Raw genomic sequence first — 18,670 nt, forward strand, 5'->3', positions numbered from 1 at the left:
CCGCCCGCACCCGGCGGAACAGGCGGGGATGGACGTGACGCACCCGCCCGCCGGACAGAAAGTGGGTGTCCGTACATCGATGCGGCGCCGCCGGTGGGCGGCGGTCAGGCGCCCCGGGCCGCCATCCGCGCCTTGCGAGCGGCCAGCCTCTCGTCGAACTTGGACGCCTCCGCGTCGAGCCCGCCCATGTAGAAGCCCAGCTCCTCCTGGGCCTTGAGGCCCTCGGGGCCGAGGCCGTCGATCTCCAGGACCTTCAGGTGACGCAGCACGGGCTGGAGCACGTCGTCGTGGTGGATGCGCAGGTTGTAGACCTCGCCGATGGCCATCTGCGCGGCGGCCCGCTCGAAGCCCGGCATGCCGTGCCCCGGCATGCGGAAGTTGACCACGACGTCCCGCACGGACTGCATCGTCAGGTCCGGAGCCAGCTCGAAGGCGGCCTTGAGCAGGTTCCGGTAGAAGACCATGTGGAGGTTCTCGTCGGTGGCGATGCGCGCCAGCATGCGGTCGCAGACCGGGTCGCCGGACTGGTGTCCGGTGTTGCGGTGCGAAATGCGGGTCGCCAGCTCCTGGAAGGCCACGTACGCGACCGAGTGCAGCATCGAGTGGCGGTTGTCCGACTCGAAGCCCTCGCTCATGTGGACCATCCGGAACCGCTCCAGCTCGTCGGGGTCGACCGCGCGGGAGGCGAGGAGGTAGTCGCGCATCACGATGCCGTGACGCCCCTCCTCGGCCGTCCAGCGGTGCACCCACGTGCCCCAGGCGCCGTCGCGGCCGAAGAGGGAGGCGATCTCGTGGTGGTAGCTGGGGAGGTTGTCCTCGGTGAGCAGGTTGACCACCAGGGCGATGCGCCCGATGTCGGTGACCGGGGACTGGCCCTTCTCCCAGGCTTCGCCGTCCTCGAAGAAGCCGGGGAAGTTACGGGCGTCGGAGAACGGGACGTACTCGTGGGGCATCCAGTCCTTCGCCACCTTCAGGTGGCGGTTGAGTTCCTGCTCGACCACTTCCTCCAGCGCGTAGAGCAGCCGGGCATCGGTCCAGCTGTCCGTGCTGCCGAGGTGGGAAGAGGTGATCGTCACGTGGGCTCCATACGGGGACGGGGGTGCTTACGGGCAGTGCGAGCGGTGCACTACCTACGGTCTCGTAGGTTACGTTGCCGTAGGTTAAACCCTCCGTAAAGAGGCTGTGAGGGCGGGCCCCACCCGTGTTCCCCGCAACAAAGGCCTCATTGCTGGTCAGGCGTACAGTTCACGGAGCCGGACTGAGAGGCACGTCACACAGCCTTCGAGCTTCTCGAACTCGCTGATGTCCACCGGAACCGGGTCGAAACCGAGATCGGCGAACAGCTCCGCGCTCTTCGGGGCGCTCGACGCCATCAGCAGCTTCGTGCCGCCGAGCAGCACCACGTGCGCGCCGGGCTCCTCGGGCACGGGAAGGAAGCGCGGGAACAGCGAGGCGCTGTCGACCAGCGGCTCGTACCCGATCACCGTCCCGTCGGGCAGCGCCGTCACCGCGGACTTCAGATGCAGGACCCTGGCGACGGGGACGGCGACCACGCGCGCGCCGAGCGGTTCGAAGACGGCCCGCAGCTGCCGCACGCCCTCCGCGTTGGTCCTGCCGCCCCGCCCCACGTAGATCGTGTCGCCGATCTTGAGGACGTCACCGCCGTCGAGCGTGCCGGGCTCCCGGATCCGGTTCACCGAGCAGCCGAGCCGGGTGACCGTCTCCTCGACGCCCGGCGTCTCGCCCCGCCGGGCATCGGCCCCCGGCCGGGCGATCAGCGCCACGTTCCGGAAGACCACCACCGCGTCCTCCACGAACACCGAGTCCGGGCAGTCGTCGGTGGGCTGAACCTCCAGCGTCTCCCAGCCGTGGGCGTCCAGCGCCGCGACGTACGCCTCCCACTGCCGCAGCGCCAGCGCCACGTCCACCGGGGAGCGCTCCAGGTGGGTGAGCAGGCCTTCGGCGAGACGCGGGCCGGGGCGGCGGATCAGGGCCTTCTTGCTGGGCACGGTGTTCTCCTCACGGGGGCGGGGCGGTGCCGCACATCATGCAGCGCGTTCCCCGTCCACGCCCAGAGCGTTTCGGAGGTGGTCCGCCGTGAACGAGCCCCGCGCCCGCAGCAGCCGCTCCGGGGTCCCCTCGAAGACGATCCGCCCGCCGTGCTTGCCGCCGTCGGGGCCGAGGTCGATGACCCAGTCCGCGTGCTTGACGACGTCGAGGTTGTGCTCGACGACGACCACTGTGTTCCCGGCGTCGACGAGCCGGTCGAGCAGCGCGAGCAGCCCGTCGACGTCCGCCATGTGCAGGCCGGTGGTCGGTTCGTCCAGGACGTACGTCGTTCCGGTGCGGTGCAGCTGCGTGGCCAGCTTGATGCGCTGCCTCTCACCGCCGGACAGGGTGCTGAGCGGCTGCCCGAGCGTGAGGTAGGTGAGCCCCACGTCCCGCAGGGCGCCGAGGCGCCGGCGCACCGCCGTGTCGTCGAAGCGCTCGAAGAAGTCCAGCGCACGCTCCGCGGTCATCTCCAGCACGTCCACGACGGACCGGCCGTCGACGGTGAGGCGCAGCACCTCGTCCTTGAAGCGCCGCCCCTCGCACGCCTCGCACGTCGTGGTCACCGGGTCCATGAACGCCAGGTCGCTGTAGATGATCCCGCGCCCCCGGCAACGCTCGCACGCTCCATGGGAGTTGAAGCTGAACAGACTCGCCCTCGTGCCCGTCTCCCGGGCGAAGAGCCTGCGTACCGTGTCCATGATCCCGAGGTACGTCGCCGGGGTGGAGCGGCCGGAGATGCCGATGGACGACTGGTCGACGACCACGGCGTCCGGGTGCGCCTCGGTGAACGCCTTCGACACCAGAGTGCTCTTGCCGGAACCGGCGACGCCGGTGACCGCGGTGAGCACCCCGGTCGGCACCCGCACGCTGACGTTCTTCAGGTTGTGCAGATCGGCGCCCCTGATCCAGTGCCCGCCGGTCGCCTCGCGCGGGTGCTCCTTGACGCCCCGGAAGCCGCGCAGGTGGCGGCCGGTGAGGGTGTCCGCCTGCCGTAGTTCGTCCGGGGTGCCCTCGAAGACGACGAGGCCGCCGTCGGCGCCGGCCGCGGGCCCCATGTCGACGACATGGTCGGCGACCGCGATCACGTCCGGGTCGTGTTCGACGACCAGGACGGTGTTGCCCTTGTCGCGCAGCCGCAGCAGCAGGTCGTTGAGGCGGCCCACGTCGCGCGGGTGCAGGCCGACGCTCGGCTCGTCGAAGATGTACGTCATGCCGGTGAGGCTGGAGCCGAGGTGGCGCACCATCTTCAGCCGCTGGCCCTCGCCCCCGGAGAGCGTGGACGTCTCGCGGTCCAGGCTCAGATAGCCGAGGCCGATCGCCTCGATGCGCTCCAGGGCCGCCACGGCCGCCGCGGCGATCGGGCCCGCTACCGGGTCGTGGACGCGGCCCAACTCCTCGATGAGGTCGGTGACTTCCATCCGGGTGCAGTCGGCGATGCCCAGGCCGTTGATACGGGTGGCGAGCGCCGCCGGATTGAGCCGCGCCCCGTGGCAGGACGGGCAGGTGCCTTGCACAAGGAAGCCCTGCACCAGGTCGCGGGTCTTCTGGGCGAGGGCGGACAGATCGCGGTTGAGGTACAGGCGCTCGAAGCGGTCGGCGAGGCCCTCGTAGTCGATGTCCCGTGCGCCGCCGGTGTTGTCGACACTGACCTTCTTCCTGCCGCGCCCGCCGCGCATGAGGAACTGCCGCTCCGCTTCGGTGAAATGCCCGACCGGCTTGTGCGGGTCGAGGTCGGGCGTGTTGGTGTACGTCTGGCCGTGCCAGGTCCCCGCGGCGAACGGCGGGAAGAGGATCGCGCCGTCCGCCAGGGACTTGGCGGGGTCCAGGATGCGGTCGTAGTCGGGCCGCACGGTCCGGCCGAGGCCGTCGCAGCGCGGGCACATGCCCGACGGGTCGTTGAAGGAGTACGCCGTCGCGGGGCCCGCGCTCGGCGTGCCGTGCCGGGAGAAGAGCACCCTGATCACGGAGTAGACGTCCGTCATGGTGCCCACGGTGGAGCGGGAGTGGCCGCCGATCGGCCGCTGGTCGACGACGATCGCGGGCGAGAGATCCTCGATGGCGTCCGCGTGCGGCCGCTCGTACTTCGGCAGCCGGTTGCGCACGAACCAGGTGAAGGTCTCGTTCAGCTGGCGCTGGGACTCGACCGCGATCGTGTCGAAGACGACCGACGACTTTCCCGACCCCGATACCCCGGTGAAGACCGTGAGACGGCCTTTCGGGATGCTCAGGTTCACCTCCTTGAGGTTGTTCTCACGGGCTCCGGTGATGGTGATGCAGTCGTGTGTGTCCTGGTGCATGCACCGGACGTTAGTCGTCAAACCAGACAGCTTCTGTCTTCTTTTCCTGGGTGATTTCCTTCAGTTCCCCGTCGAGGAGCAGCCAGCGCGTAATGCCGATGGACTCCAGGAACGGCAGGTCGTGACTGGCCACGATCAGCGCGCCCTCGTACGACTCCAGGGCCGACGACAGCTGCCTCACGCTCGCCATGTCGAGGTTGTTCGTCGGCTCGTCGAGCATGAGCAGCTGCGGCGCGGGCTCGGCGAGGAGCAGCGCCGCGAGCGCCGCGCGGAACCGCTCGCCGCCCGAGAGGGTCGCCGCCCGCTGGTCGGCCTTGGCGCCCTTGAACAGGAAGCGGGCCAGGCGCGCCCGGACGCGGTTGTTGGTCGCGTCGGGGGCATATGCCGCCACGTTCTCGGCGACGGTCAGCTCGCCGTCCAGAACGTCCAGCCGCTGCGGCAGGAACCGCATCGGCACATGCGCCCGTGCCTCCCCGGCGACCGCCTCCAGCTCACCGGCGATGGTGCGCAACAGCGTGGTCTTGCCCGCGCCGTTGCGCCCGATCAGCGCGATCCGCTCCGGGCCGCGCAGCTCGAACTCGCCCTGGACGCGGGCCCCGTAGCGCAGCTCCAGACCGCTCAGGGTGAGGACGGTGCGGCCCGGGTGCACCAGGGTGTGCGGCAGGTCGACGCGGATCTCGTCGTCGTCCCGCACCGCCTCCACGGCGTCGTCGAGACGCTCCTTGGCCTCGGCGAGCTTCTCCTCGTGCATGATGCGGTGTTTGCCCGCCGACTCCTGTGCGGCCCGTTTGCGGGCGCCCATCAAGATCTTCGGCTGGCTCCTGCTGTCCTGGATCTTCTGGCCGTAGCGCTTGCGGCGGGCCAACTTGACCTGGGCGTCGGCCAGATCGCGCTTCTGCCTGCGCAGATCGGACTCGGCGACGCGCACCATGCGCTCCGCCGCCTCCTGCTCGGCGGCGAGGACTTCCTCGTACGCGCTGAAGTTGCCGCCGTACCAACTGACCTCGCCGTCCCGCAGATCGGCGATCTGGTCGACCAGATCGAGGAGTTCACGGTCGTGACTGACCACGACGAGGACTCCGGACCACGCCTCGACGGCCGCGTACAGACGCCGACGGGCGTACAGATCGAGGTTGTTGGTCGGTTCGTCGAGCAGCAGGACATCGGGCCGGCGCAGGAGCAGCGCGGCGAGGCGCAGTAGCACCGACTCGCCGCCCGAGACCTCGCCCGTGGTGCGGTCGAGGCCGATGTGGCCGAGGCCGAGCTGGTCGAGGGTCGCGAGGGCGCGCTCCTCGACGTCCCAGTCGTCGCCGACCACCGCGAAGTGCTCCTCGCGCGCGTCGCCCGCCTCGATGGCGTGCAGCGCGGCGCGCGTCGCGGCGATGCCGAGCACCTCGTCGACGCGCAGGCCGGTGTCGAGGGTGACGCTCTGCGGCAGGTAGCCGACCTCGCCGGCGACCTTGACGGTGCCTTCGGTGGGGGTCAGCTCACCGGCGATCAGCTTCAACAGGGTTGATTTACCTGAGCCGTTGACGCCGATGAGGCCGGTCCTGCCGGGGCCGAAGGCCACTTGCAGGCCGTCGAGGACGCTGGTGCCGTCGGCCCAGGTGAAGGTGAGTGACGTGCAGGTGATGGAGGTGGGGGAAGTAGACATACAGGACTCGCGGTTGCGTGGTGTGGAGCGCGGTCAGGGGCAACGCGTTCGAGACACCGCGGCGGGGTGAGGCCGGAAAAGAGGAAAGGCCTGTGCCGGGGGACGGGACGGCTCGTATGCCGAGGTCGCACGCGACGTGCACGGCAGCGCGGAAGCTGCGTGACGCGGTGTCTCATGACCTCAGACGAGCAACGTCCTTCTCCTATCGACGGCAACAGAACCGTTGTACACGATAGGAATCCGCCCGGGGCCCTGTCAACGCTTTATCGGCTTCACCGCCCCGCCGCCGCTCGGCGGGGCGGGCGGGACCGGCCGCTCGAAGAAGGTCTCCAGGGACACCGTCGCCTGCGTCCCGCTCACGCCCTCGATCGCGTACAGCCTGCGCAGCACGTCCTGGAGCTCCTCCGTCGTCGCGGCGCGCACCTTCACCAGGACCGCGGCGCTGCCCGCGATGACATGCGCCTCCTGGATCTCCGGGATCGCCGCGAATGCCTCGGCCGAATCCCCCATCCAGGCGGTCGAGTCGACCATCACGAAGGCGAGGACACCCCGGCCGAGCGCCGCCGGGTCCACGTCGATGGTGGTGCGCCGGATGACGCCCCGCTCGCGCAGCTTGCGCACGCGCTCGTGGGCGGCGCCCGCCGACAGGCCCACCTCCTTGCCGAGCGCGGCGTACGCGGTGGTCGCGTCCTGCTGGAGCAGCGCGATCAGCCTGCGGTCGATGTCGTCCACGTCATGCACCATCCCCGGTTCACCGTCCCCCATCCACCATTCCCATGGCGCAACCATATACGGTTCTGGCATAGTCCACGTCGGCTGTACAAGATTCAGTTCACCACTGCATGGGGGTAACGATGTCCGGCTCCGACGAGACTGTGCTGTACGAGATCCTGGACGACCGGTTCCGCACCGGACGGTGCGCCAACGGCGACAGCCGTTTGGAGAAGCTGTACGGCGACTGCCGCTGGGCGGAGGGGCCCCTCTACCTCCCGGCCTGGCGCCAGCTGATCTGGAGCGACATCCCGAACGACCGGATGCTGCGCTGGGACGAGGCGACCGGAGCGGTCTCCGTCTTCCGCTCCGCGGCCGGGCACAGCAACGGCAACACGCTCGACCGCGAGGGGCGGCTGATCTCCTGCGAGCAGGGCAACCGCAGGGTCACCCGCACCGAGCCGGACGGCAGCCTCACCGTGCTCGCCGACCGCTACGACGGCAAGCGGCTCAACAGCCCGAACGACGCGGTCGTACGCTCCGACGGCTCGGTGTGGTTCTCCGACCCCGACTTCGGGATCACCAGCGACTACGAGGGCTTCCGCGCGGAGCGCGAGCAGGACGGCCTCAACGTCTACCGGATCGACCCGGCCACGGGGGAGGTGCGCCTGGTCGCGGACTGCTTCGAGGCGCCGAACGGACTCGTCTTCTCACCCGACGAGCGGCAGTTGTACGTCTCGGACACGCGCGGCGGCGTCATCCGCGTCTTCGACGTCCGCGACGACGGAACGCTCTCCGACGGGGACGTCTTCGCCAGGACCACGGACGGCGTCAGCCACTTCGACAACCTCCGGTTCGACGACGGAGGGCGCCTGTGGGCGGCCGCCATGGACGGCGGGGTGCACTGCTACGACCCGGACGGGACGCTCATCGGCCGCCTGAACATCCCCGAGCCCGTCTCCAACATCGCCTTCGGCGGCCCCAAGAACAACCGCCTCTTCATCACCGCGACGACCTCGCTGTACTCCCTGGTGATGGGCATCACGGGGCTGCCGCGCGTGCGGACCTGACCGGGCCCGGCCCCGTCAGCGGCGGCTCAGCACGCGTCCCGCATCAGCTCCGCCAGGTCCTGGTCCAGGTCGACGTGGCGGTGCTCCTGGCCGACCGGCACCAGGGCCGTCGAGCGGTGCAGGAAACGGCGGAGTTCTCCGGTGCGGATGTGGACGATCGCGGTCCCCTCGGGTGCGTGGAACTCCACGACCGTGCGGTCGAAACCGTACGGCCGCACCCGCACGTCGCCGTCGCCCACCGCGCGCTCCACGCCCTCGGTGAGCAGTTCGCGGGCGAAGGTCCAGTAGACCTCGATGCCCTCCAGCGTCGCGGGGGCGGGGAAGCTCATCCGTACGGCGAAGGGGTCCCGCCGGTCGTAGTGGAGCGTTGCGGGAATGGTCGGCATCCGCGGCGCGGCGGCGACCAGGCGGGCCTCTACGGCTTGTTCGATGACGGTGGACAACGCCTGCTCCCTCACTGACTGCTGGACGACTGGGGTCGGCACTTGAATAGACGACGGAATGACGAGATCCGTGCACACGCCGGGTGGGTGAGACCGAGTGACCTCTGTCACCGCGACACCCTGGAGACGCCCGCGGTTCCCGGCACCCGTCTTCCGGGGGAGCCCTTCCGGCCATCTGGACGAGCCCCGGCGCGTCGGCTAGCTTCGCCCGCCATGAGGGCCATGGGGAAGTCGAAGTCGATGAGGCGCGCGGTACTGGCGGGACTGTGCGGGGCGGCGCTCGCCGGAGCCGTGCTCGCGCCGCCCGCGACCGCCCTGCCGGACGGGCGTGACCACACCCCGGGTGGGGGCCTGAGCTGGCGGCTCAAGGACAGCGGCACCGACGCCCGCTTCCGCGGCCTCGCCGCCGTCAGCCGCGACACGGCCTGGGTGGCCGGGTCCAAGGGCACCGTGCTGCGCACCGCGGACGGCGGCAGGACGTGGCGCGATGTGTCCCCGCCGGGAGGCGCCGCTCTCGAACTGCGGGACGTCGAGGCCTTCGACGGCCGGCGCGCGGTGGTCCTCGCCATCGGCGAGGGCGAGGCGTCCAGGGTGCTGCGCACCGAGGACGGCGGCGCGACCTGGACGGAGTCCTTCCGCAACACCGACCCCCGGGCCTTCTACGACTGCGTGACCTTCTTCGACCGCCGCCACGGCCTGGCGATGAGCGACCCCGTCGACGGCAGGTACCGCATCCTGTCCACGGCCGACGGCGGCCGCTCCTGGAAGGTCCTGCCGAGCAGCGGCATGCCCGCGGCGCAGGAGGGCGAGGCGGCGTTCGCGGCGAGCGGCCAGTGCCTGGTCGCCTCGGGGCCGCGCGACGTGTGGCTGGCCACCGGAGGGGCGGCCCGCGCCCGGATCCTGCACTCCGCCGACCGCGGTCGGACCTGGACGGCCACCGACGCGCCGATCCCCGCGGGCGACCCGGCCCGCGGTGTCTTCGGCCTCGCCTTCCGCGACCGCTCGCACGGCATCGCGGTCGGCGGCGACTACCGGGCCGACCAGGCCTCGCCGAAGGCGGCGGCGGTCACCCGCGACGGCGGCCGCACCTGGGCCCCGGCCGAGCATCCGCCGCCCGCCTACCGCTCGGGCGTGACGTGGTTCCCGCACAGCCGCGCCACGGCCCTCGCGGTCGGCCCGACGGGCACCGACGTCACGAAGGACGGCGGGCGGACCTGGCGGACGGTCGACACGGGTTCGTACGACACCGTGGACTGCGCCCCGGACCGGGGCTGCTGGGCGTCGGGCGAGAAGGGACGGATCGCCCGCCTGGAGCGCTGAGGGCGCCGGTCCCGGGGTTACGCGGGCAGCTGCTCGCGGTACGAGGCGAGTGCCGGGACCGTCTTCGTCGCGTAGAACTCGGTGATCCGGTACTCGCAGACCCCGGCCAGGACGAACGGGTCCGCCGCGGTGATCTCCTCGATCCGCGCGCGGTCCCGGGCCACGGCGATGATCACACCGCCGTCGCGCGGGTTCTTGCGCCCGGAGGCGAGGAACACCCCGGCCTCGTACTGCTCGTCGAGCCAGGCCACATGGGCCGCCAGCTGCTCGTCGACGGCGGCGACGGGCGCGGTGTAGGTCAATTCGAGAAGGAACATGACCGCGAGGCTACTAGTCGGTCAGTCGGTGACGTCGATGCGGCCGTTCGCCGAGGTGGGCGCCGGGGCGGGCGCCGGAGAGGGCGTCTTGCCTCCGGTGATGCCCTTGAGGAGTTCGGCGAGGTCGACTCCCGTGGTGGAGCTGAGGAGTTCGACGCCCTGGGCGACGTTGTCCGCGACCGTGCGGGACAGCTGGCTCGCCCCGTCCGTGGAGATCACCGTCATCTTGTCCACCGCGCTGAGCGGCTCGGACGCCTTGGCGACCACGCTCGGCAGGACCTCCACGAGCATCTGGAGGACCGCCGCGTCGCCGTACCGCGCGAACGCGTCGGCCTTCTTGTGCATCGCCTCCGCCTCCGCGGCACCCTTCGCGCCGATCGAGGCCGCCTCGGCCTCGCCCTCAAGACGTACGGCGTCGGCGAGCGCGGCACGGTGCGCCTTCTCGCCCTCACCGGTGAGGCGAGCCCGCTCGGCGTCGGCCTCGGCCTGCTTGACCAGGCCGATCCTGCGGGCCTCCGCCTCCTGCTCGGCCTGGTAGCGCGCGGCGTCGGCGGGCTTGCGGACCTTCGTGTCCAACTCGCTGTCGGTCAGGGCGGCCTGGCGCTGGGCGACCTTCTCCTGCTCGGTCAGGACGTCCTGCTGCCGCGCCGCCTCGGCGAGCGGCCCCGCGGCGGCGGCGCGCGCCGCCGCCTCGTCCGTCTCGGCCTTGATCTCGGCCTGCTTGAGCGCGAACGTCCGCTGGGCGATCGCGATCTCCTCCTCGGCCTTCAGCCGCGCCTGCTCGGCGGCGCGGCGCGCCACGGCCTCGGCGATGTCCGCCTCCTGCTTGGCGCGGGCGGCCTCGGGGCGCCCGAGGTCCTCCAGATAGGAGCCCTCGGTGGTGATGTCCTGGATCTGGAAGGCGTCCAGGACCAGGCCCTGGCCGGAGAGGCTGGCCTCGGCCTCCTCGGCGACCTGCCCGGCGAACGCGGCACGGTCACGGATGATGTCCTCCACCGACATCCGCCCCACTATGGAGCGCAGTGCTCCGGAGAGCACCTCCTGGGTGAAGCCGACGATGCCGTCCTGCTGCACGAGGAAGCGCTGCGCGGCGGCGCGGATGGAATCCTCGGTGCCGCCCACCTTCACGATGGCGACGCCTTCGAGGTTGGCCTTCACACCGCGCAGGGTGACGGCGCCGCGCACCGCGATCGGGATGTGCCGCGAGGACAGGTCGAGGGTGAACTTCTGCTGCACGAACGGCACGACGAAGACGCCGCCGCCGACCACGACCTTCTGACCGCTGTTGTCGGTCATGACACGGCCGGTGTCCGGATCGGTGGACGTCTTGCCGCGCCGCCCGGTCACGATGAAGGCCTCGCTGGGCCCGGCGACCTTGTAGCGGGTGATGACGACGAGCGCCAACAGGACGAGGAGTACGACGACTCCGACGACGGCGGTCAGAACTGGACTCATGGTGCGTTTCCCCCCTGCCGCCCGGGGACGGCAGATCGGTTACATGTGGGTGGTGACGTGGGTCTGGTTCGGCCGGTACGCGCGCGGAGTCAGCGCTCCACGGGCCGTACCGCCACCGAGGTCGGCGTAAGAGCCGCGTCGACCCAGATCTCGGTGCCTCGCGCCACGGCGGCCGAGCTGCGTGCCGCGTACTTCACGGGCTGGCCCGCGAGGTGCAGCAGCACCTCGCCGTAGCCGTCCGCCGGGATCGCGGTGACGACGGAGCCCGCCGTGCCGACGAGGTCGTCGCCGCGCGGCGTGGGCGTGGTCTGGTCGCGCATCAGGGCGCGGGTCATCTTCCAGGTGACCCAGCCGGCGCCGAGCCCGGCGCAGGCGCCCGCGACGGTGGCGGGGCCCGCGCCGAGACCGGTCGTGCCGAGCACGATCGCTCCCCCGAAGCCGAGCATCGACACGAAGCCGGCGACGACCGGCAGTGAAAGGAGCCCGTCGAAGAGCCCGTCCAGCACGCCCGCGCCCCCGAAGAGCCCTTCGAGCACTCCGTCGAGGACGAGCGAGAGCACCAGCAGCACGATCCCCGCGATGCCGAGACCCAGAAAGACCGTCATCGGATCGCTTCCCCCGTCATGCCGTTCACCTCGGTACGAAGAGATCATGACATGCCCGTACGACACCTCTCATTGCCTGGTTCCGGCAGTCTTTACGCGTCCTTAATGCCGGTCGGCGCCGACCGGGGCGGCTGTGGCGGCGCAGAGGGGGGCGCCCGGACCGCCAACTAGGCTGACCCGCACCATGATCAGCTACCCACTGCCCTCCGACTGGCCCGCCGACGAGAAGGCGGCCCGCGCCGTCCAGGACGCGTTGCGCGACCGCGTCGTACTCGACGAACCCGGTCCGCCGCCCGGCACCGGACACGTGACCGGGGTGGACGTCGCCTACGACGACGAGCGGGATGTCGTCGCCGCGGCCGTCGTCGTGCTCGACGCGGCGACGCTCGACGTGGTCGAGGAGGCGACGGCCGTCGGCACCGTGGCCTTCCCCTACGTGCCGGGCCTGCTCGCCTTCCGGGAGATCCCGGCCGTGCTCACCGCGCTCTCCGGGCTCACGGCCGATCCGGGCCTGGTCGTCTGCGACGGCTACGGCATCGCGCACCCCCGCCGCTTCGGCCTCGCGAGCCACCTCGGCGTCCTGACGGGACTGGCGACGATGGGCGTCGCGAAGAACCCCTTCACCTTCTCGTACGAGGCTCCGGCCGCGCCCCGCGGCAGCGCCTCACCCCTGCTGGACGGCGCGGAGGAGGTGGGCCGGGCGCTGCGCACCCGCGAGGGCGTGAAGCCGGTCTTCGTCTCGGCCGGCCACCGGGTGACGCTGGCCAACGCCTGCGCCCACGCGCTGCGCCTCACGCCCCGCTACCGCCTGCCGGAATCCACCCGCCGCGCGGACGCGCTGTGCCGGGCGGCCTTGCGGGAATCGGCCGGGTGAACGATCAAAAGAAGGGCGGGTTAGCATATGAGCGCCGCCTAGCTCGAAAGAGAAACCTGTGACTGTCAACGACGACTCGTTCACCAACTGGAAGCACCGCGAGGAGATCGCGGAGTCGATGATCCCGATCATCGGGAAGCTGCACCGCGAGCGGGACGTGACGGTCCTGCTGCACAGCCGCTCCCTGGTGAACAAGTCGGTGGTCAGCATCCTCAAGACCCACCGCTTCGCCCGGCAGATCGCCGGCGAGGAGCTGTCGGTCACCGAGACGCTGCCCTTCCTCCAGGCTCTCACCGCGCTCGACCTCGGCCCCTCCCAGATCGACATCGGCATGCTCGCCGCGACGTACAAGAGCGACGACCGCGGCCTTTCGGTGGCGGAGTTCACCGCGGAGGCCGTCGCGGGCGCCACGGGCGAGAACAAGATCGAGTGCCGCGAGGGCCGCGACGTCGTCCTCTACGGCTTCGGCCGCATCGGCCGCCTCGTCGCCCGCCTGCTCATCGAGAAGGCCGGCTCCGGCAACGGCCTGCGGCTGCGCGCCATCGTCGTGCGCGGGGGCGGCGAGCGGGCCGCCGAGGACATCGTCAAGCGGGCCTCGCTGCTGCGCCGCGACTCCATCCACGGCCAGTTCCAGGGCACGATCACCGTCGACGAGGCGAGCAGCACGATCATCGCCAACGGCAACGAGATCAAGGTGATCTACGCCAACGACCCCTCCGAGGTCGACTACACGGCGTACGGCATCAAGGACGCCATCCTCATCGACAACACCGGCAAGTGGCGCGACCGCCAGGGCCTGTCGAAGCACCTGCGCCCCGGCATCGACAAGGTCGTCCTGACCGCCCCGGGCAAGGGCGACGTGCCCAACATCGTGCACGGTGTCAACCACGACACGATCAAGCCGGACGAGCGGGTCCTGTCCTGCGCCTCCTGCACCACCAACGCGATCGTCCCGCCGCTGAAGGCGATGGCGGACGAGTACGGCGTGCTGCGCGGCCACGTGGAGACCATCCACTCGTTCACCAACGACCAGAACCTCCTGGACAACTACCACAAGGCCGACCGCCGCGGCCGCTCGGCGCCGCTCAACATGGTGATCACCGAGACGGGCGCCGCCTCCGCCGTCGCCAAGGCGCTGCCGGACCTGAAGGCGCCGATCACCGGCAGCTCGATCCGCGTCCCGGTGCCGGACGTCTCGATCGCGATCCTCAGCCTGACGCTCGGCCGCGAGGCCACCCGCGAGGAAGTCCTCGACTACCTCCGCAACGTCTCCCTGACCTCGCCGCTCAAGCGCCAGATCGACTTCACCAGCGCCCCCGACGCGGTCTCCAACGACTTCATCGGCTCGCGCCACGCCTCGATCGTCGACGCGGGCGCGACCAAGGTCGACGGCGACAACGCGATCCTCTACCTCTGGTACGACAACGAGTTCGGCTACTCGTGCCAGGTCATCCGCGTCGTCCAGCACGTCTCCGGGGTGGAGTACCCGACGTACCCCGTACCGGTCGCCTGATCCGCACGGGTGCCCCGCCCCGCACAAGCAGTGGGGCCGGGCACCCGACAGGCTCTCCTAGCGCACCGACGCGACCCTGAAGGAGAGCCCCGCCGCGTCCAGCCGCGCGAGCAGCGCGTCGCCCATCGCCTCGGCCGTGGTGACCTGCCCCGCGGTCGGCGGCAGGGCGTCCAGCGCGAGGCACAGCGCCGACTCGGCCAGCATCTTCGCGGTCTCGTCGTAGCCCGGATCGCCGCCCGAGACCTCGGTGAAGACCCGCTTGCCGCCGCCCTCGCCGACGAACCGCACCGAGAACCACGCCTTGGCCCGCCGCTCCGGACCCGGCCCGTCGCCGGGCTTCAGCCGTCCCGAAAGCCACCGGCGCGCCTGCGGCAGTTGCGCGGCCGCCAGCAGACCGCCGACGGCGAGCGTGCCCCCGAGAGCCATCGGCAGCGTCCGCACGGCCGCGTAGTGCCGGTAGCGGAAGTCGGGCCCGTACCGGTCGAGGGCCCGCGCCGAGCGCTGCACCACCTGCGGGTCGATCGTCGGCAGGGGCAGCGCCCAGGCGCCGACCTCGCCCGCGTACCGCGGCGGGCTCGGCGGGGCGTACGCCCTGCGGTCCGCCGGGCGGGATTCGTGGCGCCGGCGTTCCTTGGCGGCGGCCATCATCTGCGGGCCCCTGCCGAACTGGTTGAGCGCGGAGGCGAAGGTGCCGCCCGAGAACTGCCCGTTGGTCCGTACGAACCCGTCGACCCGCAGCGGCACACCCTCCGGCAGCTGCTTCACCGTGAAGTACGCGCCCAGGTCGTGCGGGACGGAGTCGAAGCCGCAGGAGTGCACGAGCCGCGCGCCGGTCTCCCGCGCGCGTGCGTCGTGCCGCACATACATCAGGTCGACGAACTCCGGCTCGCCCGTCAGATCCACGTAGTCCGTCCCCGACTCCGCGCACGCGGCGACCAGTTCCTGCCCGTACGTCAGATAGGGGCCGACGGTCGTGGCGACCACGCGCGCGTGGTCGGCCATCTCCCGCAAGGACTCCGGGTCGGCCACATCGGCGCGCACGAGAGGGAGTTCGGCGCAGGCCGGGTCGATCGCGGCCAGGCGCTCCCGCAGTTTCCCCAGCTTGGCGGTGTCGCGCCCCGCGAGCGCCCAGCGCACCTCCTTCGGGGCGTGCGCGGCCAGATACTCCGCGGTGAGCACCCCCACGAAGCCGGTCGCTCCGAAGAGCACGATGTCGTACGGGCGGTTCTTCTTCCCGCCGGTCGTGGTGTTGCCGCTGGTCTCGTTCTGGTGACTGGTCATGGCACCTCTCGCCGTACGGTCCGTGCGGTCGTGGTGGCCGAGGCTAGCGCGCGCCGCGACAGACCGGGCCTACACCCCCGGCCCCGACCGCACCACGATGCCGTTCCGCTCGAACAGCGCCGCCGTGACCCCGTCGCCCGCCACCAACTCCCCGCCGAACGACCCGTCGTACACCGTCCCGCGCCCGCACGAGGGACTGCGCGGCATCAGCAGCGCCTCGGCGCATCCGGCGTGCCGGGCGGCCGCGAGCGCCCGGTGCGCGCCGTCCACGAACTCGGCCGTCACGTCGCGTCCCGTGTCCTCGACGACCCGCGCGCGGCCGTCCAGGACGTCATGGCCGTCGCCGCCGACCAGCTCCGCGGGGCGCCGCGGCGTCGGCAGGCCACCGGCGGCCTCCGGGCAGAAGGACACGACCGCGCGGCCCGCCACGGCATCGTCGAGTCCGGGCGCGGCCTTGTCGCGCCCGTCGTAGCGGCACGGCACTCCCCGCAGACACGCGCTGACCAGTACGGAATCCATGCCTTCAGGCTAGGCACCGGCCCGGCCGGGATCACACGGGGGACCAAGATTGGCTAAGCGCTTGCTCGCCAGGGGGCGCCAGGGGCTTGTGCACGGTGGAACACGTTCTTAGCATCACTGGTGTTACATCAGTTGTGTCATAGCTGCGTCATAGCGCTGGGGGCTCAATGGCAGTGCCGGGCAAGGGCGTTAACGGTCCGCTCGCCGGGGTGCGCGTGGTGGAGCTGGCGGGCATCGGGCCCGGCCCGTTCGCGGCCATGCTTCTGGCCGACCTCGGAGCCGACGTCGTACGCGTGGACCGCCCGGACGGCGGCGGCCTCGCCATCGACCCGGCGTGCGACGTCACCAACCGCAACAAGCGCTCGGTGATCGTCGACCTGAAGGCCGACGGCGGCGCGGCGCAGGTCCTCGGCCTGGTCGAGCGCGCCGACATCCTCATCGAGGGATACCGGCCCGGTGTGGCCGAGCGCCTCGGCATCGGCCCCGAGGACTGCCACGCGCGCAATCCGCGGCTCGTCTACGGCCGGATGACCGGCTGGGGGCAACAGGGGCCGCTCGCCCAGCGCGCCGGGCACGACATCGCGTACATCGCGATCACCGGAACGCTCGGGATGATCGGCAACCCCGGGGAGCCGCCCGCGATCCCCGCCAACCTCATCGGTGACTACGCGGGCGGCTCGCTCTACCTGGTCGTCGGCGTCCTCTCCGCGCTCACCCACGCGCGCGTGCACGGCGAGGGGCAGGTGGTGGACGCCGCGATCGTCGACGGGGCCGCTCACCTCTCCGCGATGATCCACGGCATGCTCGCGGCCGGCAGCTGGCAGGACCGGCGCGGCGCCAACCTCCTCGACGGGGGCTGCCCCTTCTACGGCACCTACGAGACCTCCGACGGCGGTTACATGGCCGTGGGCTCCCTCGAGCAGCAGTTCTACGACGAGTTCGTCGCGCTGCTCGGGCTCGCCGAGGTGGCCCCCGCCCGCAAGGACCTGGCCCGCTGGGACGAGCTGCGCGAGGCCGTCGCCGCCCGCTTCAAGGAACGTACGCGCGAGGAGTGGACGGCCGTCTTCGAGGGCTCGGACGCGTGCGTGGCCCCCGTGCTGTCCCTGCGCGAGGCGCCCGCGCACCCCCACCTCGCCGCCCGCGGCACCTTCACCGACCACGGCGGCATCACCCAGCCCGCCCCCGCGCCCCGCTTCTCCACGACCCCCGCACAGGTGCGCACGGGCCCCGCACAGCCGGGCGCCGACACCGCCGAGGTGGCCCGCGACTGGGACGTACCGGCCCTCGCACGACCGGCCCAGCCGCGTTGACCTGTTGACCGAAACCGCCAAGGGCTGGCCCTGCGAACGGGCTCCAGGAGGCCACGTACAGATGAGACGGCAGATCTTCTCCGCCGAGCACGACGCGTTCCGCGAGACCGTGCGCACCTTCCTCGCCAAGGAAGTGCTCCCGCACTACGAGCAGTGGGAGAAGGACGGCATCGTCTCCCGCGCGGCCTGGCTCGCGGCCGGGAGGCAGGGGCTGCTCGGGCTCGCAGTCCCCGAGGAGTACGGCGGCGGGGGGAACGCCGACTTCCGCTACTCCGCGGTCCTCGCCGAGGAGTTCACGCGCGCGGGCGCCGCCGGACTCGCGGTCGGCCTGCACAACGACATCATCGGCCCCTACCTGACCTCCCTCGCGACCGAGGAGCAAAAGCGCCGCTGGCTGCCCGGCTTCTGCACTGGCGAGACCATCACCGCCATCGCGATGACCGAGCCCGGCGCGGGCTCCGACCTCCAGGGCATCCGCACCAGTGCCGAGGACCGGGGCGACCACTGGGTCCTCAACGGCTCCAAGACGTTCATCTCCAACGGCATCCTCGCCGACCTCGTCATCGTCGTCGCCAAGACGTCCCCCGAGGGCGGCGCGCACGGCCTGTCCCTGCTGGTCGTCGAGCGCGGCATGGAGGGCTTCGAGCGGGGCCGCAACCTCGACAAGATCGGCCAGAAGGCCCAGGACACCGCCGAGTTGTTCTTCAACGACGTACGCGTACCGAAGGAGAACCTCCTCGGCGAACTCGACGGCGCCTTCGTGCACCTGATGACGAACTCGCGCAGGAGCGGATGGGCATCGCCGTCGCCGGGATCGCCGCCGCCGAGCACCTCCTGGAGATCACCACCACGTACGTCAAGGAGCGCGAGGCCTTCGGGCGCCCGCTCGCCAAGCTCCAGCACATCCGCTTCGAGATCGCGGAGATGGCCACCGAGTGCGCCGTCACCCGTACGTTCCTCGACCGGTGCATCGTCGATCACGCGAACGGCGAACTCGACGCCGTCCACGCGTCGATGGCGAAGTGGTGGGCCACCGAACTCCAAAAGCGCGTCGCCGACCGCTGCCTGCAACTGCACGGCGGCTACGGCTACATGACGGAGTACCGCGTCGCCAAGGCCTTCACCGACGGACGCATCCAGACCATCTACGGCGGCACGACCGAGATCATGAAGGAGATCATCGGCCGTTCCGTCCTCGGCTGACCCCTCAGGCCCCTCGCCCCTCCCGCATCCCCCCGAAAGGCACAAG

The 18,670-nt window shown here is 71.2% G+C and carries 16 protein-coding genes and 1 pseudogene; 6 read left to right on the forward strand and 11 right to left on the reverse strand.

Annotated elements, in window-relative coordinates; genetic code table 11:
* Positions 1-104: 104 nt before the first annotated feature.
* The 5 genes from CP975_RS30945 to CP975_RS30970 all read right to left on the reverse strand — a co-directional run bounded on the left by CP975_RS30945 (position 105) and on the right by CP975_RS30970 (position 6,735).
* Entirely contained in the window at positions 105-1,076 is a 972-nt protein-coding gene (locus CP975_RS30945) for an acyl-ACP desaturase (RefSeq protein ID WP_055533802.1), read from the reverse strand.
* A gap of 156 nt (positions 1,077-1,232) precedes the next feature.
* Positions 1,233-2,009, reverse strand: coding sequence for a dimethylargininase (gene ddaH / locus CP975_RS30950; RefSeq protein WP_055533801.1), 777 nt, complete (start codon positions 2,007-2,009; stop codon positions 1,233-1,235).
* A 36-nt stretch (positions 2,010-2,045) separates the two neighbouring features.
* Entirely contained in the window at positions 2,046-4,349 is a 2,304-nt protein-coding gene (locus CP975_RS30955; protein ID WP_055533800.1) for an ATP-binding cassette domain-containing protein, read from the reverse strand.
* A 10-nt stretch (positions 4,350-4,359) separates the two neighbouring features.
* Positions 4,360-6,003 carry an ABC-F family ATP-binding cassette domain-containing protein gene (locus CP975_RS30960; protein WP_055533799.1) on the reverse strand — a complete coding sequence of 548 codons (1,644 nt, stop codon included), beginning with the start codon at positions 6,001-6,003 and terminating at the stop codon, positions 4,360-4,362.
* A 255-nt stretch (positions 6,004-6,258) separates the two neighbouring features.
* On the reverse strand, positions 6,259-6,735 hold the full coding sequence (locus CP975_RS30970; protein WP_055533834.1) for an Lrp/AsnC family transcriptional regulator: 477 nt from the start codon (positions 6,733-6,735) through the stop codon (positions 6,259-6,261).
* A 122-nt stretch (positions 6,736-6,857) separates the two neighbouring features.
* Between CP975_RS30970 and CP975_RS30975 the strand changes: the two genes are divergently transcribed.
* Complete coding sequence (locus CP975_RS30975) at positions 6,858-7,784, forward strand: SMP-30/gluconolactonase/LRE family protein (RefSeq protein ID WP_055533798.1); 927 nt, start codon at positions 6,858-6,860, stop codon at positions 7,782-7,784.
* Between the two features lie 26 nt (positions 7,785-7,810).
* Here the strand turns inward: CP975_RS30975 and ssgD are convergent, their stop codons facing one another.
* Positions 7,811-8,227: a spore wall synthesis regulator SsgD gene (gene ssgD / locus CP975_RS30980; protein ID WP_150477593.1), complete on the reverse strand. Its 417-nt coding sequence runs from the start codon at positions 8,225-8,227 to the stop codon at positions 7,811-7,813.
* 213 nt (positions 8,228-8,440) lie between these two features.
* On the opposite strand from ssgD, the gene CP975_RS30985 reads away from it, so the two are divergent.
* Positions 8,441-9,547 (forward strand): WD40/YVTN/BNR-like repeat-containing protein, encoded by a 1,107-nt coding sequence (locus CP975_RS30985; RefSeq protein ID WP_199783124.1) that lies wholly within the window; start codon positions 8,441-8,443, stop codon positions 9,545-9,547.
* 17 nt (positions 9,548-9,564) lie between these two features.
* Here the strand turns inward: CP975_RS30985 and CP975_RS30990 are convergent, their stop codons facing one another.
* From CP975_RS30990 to CP975_RS31000, 3 genes are all read right to left on the reverse strand, one after another.
* Complete coding sequence (locus CP975_RS30990; protein WP_055533796.1) at positions 9,565-9,864, reverse strand: YciI family protein; 300 nt, start codon at positions 9,862-9,864, stop codon at positions 9,565-9,567.
* 21 nt (positions 9,865-9,885) lie between these two features.
* Entirely contained in the window at positions 9,886-11,319 is a 1,434-nt protein-coding gene (locus CP975_RS30995) for a flotillin family protein (protein WP_055533795.1), read from the reverse strand.
* Between the two features lie 89 nt (positions 11,320-11,408).
* Positions 11,409-11,924 (reverse strand): hypothetical protein, encoded by a 516-nt coding sequence (locus CP975_RS31000; protein ID WP_055533793.1) that lies wholly within the window; start codon positions 11,922-11,924, stop codon positions 11,409-11,411.
* Positions 11,925-12,108: 184 nt separating this feature from the next.
* On the opposite strand from CP975_RS31000, the gene CP975_RS31005 reads away from it, so the two are divergent.
* Together CP975_RS31005 and CP975_RS31010 are read left to right on the forward strand one after the other, a co-directional pair.
* Positions 12,109-12,798: an endonuclease V gene (locus CP975_RS31005; protein WP_055533792.1), complete on the forward strand. Its 690-nt coding sequence runs from the start codon at positions 12,109-12,111 to the stop codon at positions 12,796-12,798.
* 58 nt (positions 12,799-12,856) lie between these two features.
* Positions 12,857-14,311: a glyceraldehyde-3-phosphate dehydrogenase gene (locus tag CP975_RS31010; RefSeq protein WP_055533791.1), complete on the forward strand. Its 1,455-nt coding sequence runs from the start codon at positions 12,857-12,859 to the stop codon at positions 14,309-14,311.
* Between the two features lie 57 nt (positions 14,312-14,368).
* Here CP975_RS31010 and CP975_RS31015 read toward each other — a convergent pair whose 3' ends face one another.
* Both CP975_RS31015 and CP975_RS31020 read right to left on the reverse strand, forming a co-directional pair.
* Positions 14,369-15,592 carry a saccharopine dehydrogenase family protein gene (locus CP975_RS31015; RefSeq protein WP_055533790.1) on the reverse strand — a complete coding sequence of 408 codons (1,224 nt, stop codon included), beginning with the start codon at positions 15,590-15,592 and terminating at the stop codon, positions 14,369-14,371.
* 69 nt (positions 15,593-15,661) lie between these two features.
* The gene (locus CP975_RS31020; RefSeq protein WP_055533789.1) at positions 15,662-16,111 is read right to left on the reverse strand and encodes a 2-thiouracil desulfurase family protein; all 450 of its coding nucleotides are present in this window, start codon (positions 16,109-16,111) and stop codon (positions 15,662-15,664) included.
* Positions 16,112-16,278: 167 nt separating this feature from the next.
* On the opposite strand from CP975_RS31020, the gene CP975_RS31025 reads away from it, so the two are divergent.
* Positions 16,279-17,421, forward strand: coding sequence for a CaiB/BaiF CoA transferase family protein (locus CP975_RS31025; protein ID WP_150477594.1), 1,143 nt, complete (start codon positions 16,279-16,281; stop codon positions 17,419-17,421).
* A 61-nt stretch (positions 17,422-17,482) separates the two neighbouring features.
* Positions 17,483-18,624: pseudogene (locus CP975_RS31030) on the forward strand (acyl-CoA dehydrogenase family protein).
* The last annotated feature ends 46 nt before the right edge of the window (positions 18,625-18,670 follow it).

The organism is Streptomyces alboniger (genome assembly GCF_008704395.1).
GTDB classification, from domain to species: Bacteria; Actinomycetota; Actinomycetes; order Streptomycetales; family Streptomycetaceae; genus Streptomyces; species Streptomyces alboniger.

What these genes read in the sequence shown, in the direction of transcription:
- CP975_RS30975 (WP_055533798.1), top strand. Translation starts at nt 6,858, where the DNA reads ATGTCCGGCTCCGACGAGACTGTGCTGTACGAGATCCTGGACGACCGG.
- CP975_RS31015 (WP_055533790.1), bottom strand. Translation starts at nt 15,592, where the DNA reads ATGACCAGTCACCAGAACGAGACCAGCGGCAACACCACGACCGGCGGG.
- CP975_RS30985 (WP_199783124.1), top strand. Translation starts at nt 8,441, where the DNA reads ATGAGGGCCATGGGGAAGTCGAAGTCGATGAGGCGCGCGGTACTGGCG.
- CP975_RS30990 (WP_055533796.1), bottom strand. Translation starts at nt 9,864, where the DNA reads ATGTTCCTTCTCGAATTGACCTACACCGCGCCCGTCGCCGCCGTCGAC.
- CP975_RS31025 (WP_150477594.1), top strand. Translation starts at nt 16,279, where the DNA reads ATGGCAGTGCCGGGCAAGGGCGTTAACGGTCCGCTCGCCGGGGTGCGC.
- CP975_RS30955 (WP_055533800.1), bottom strand. Translation starts at nt 4,349, where the DNA reads ATGCACCAGGACACACACGACTGCATCACCATCACCGGAGCCCGTGAG.
- CP975_RS30960 (WP_055533799.1), bottom strand. Translation starts at nt 6,003, where the DNA reads ATGTCTACTTCCCCCACCTCCATCACCTGCACGTCACTCACCTTCACC.
- CP975_RS31020 (WP_055533789.1), bottom strand. Translation starts at nt 16,111, where the DNA reads ATGGATTCCGTACTGGTCAGCGCGTGTCTGCGGGGAGTGCCGTGCCGC.
- CP975_RS31005 (WP_055533792.1), top strand. Translation starts at nt 12,109, where the DNA reads ATGATCAGCTACCCACTGCCCTCCGACTGGCCCGCCGACGAGAAGGCG.
- CP975_RS31000 (WP_055533793.1), bottom strand. Translation starts at nt 11,924, where the DNA reads ATGACGGTCTTTCTGGGTCTCGGCATCGCGGGGATCGTGCTGCTGGTG.
- CP975_RS30995 (WP_055533795.1), bottom strand. Translation starts at nt 11,319, where the DNA reads ATGAGTCCAGTTCTGACCGCCGTCGTCGGAGTCGTCGTACTCCTCGTC.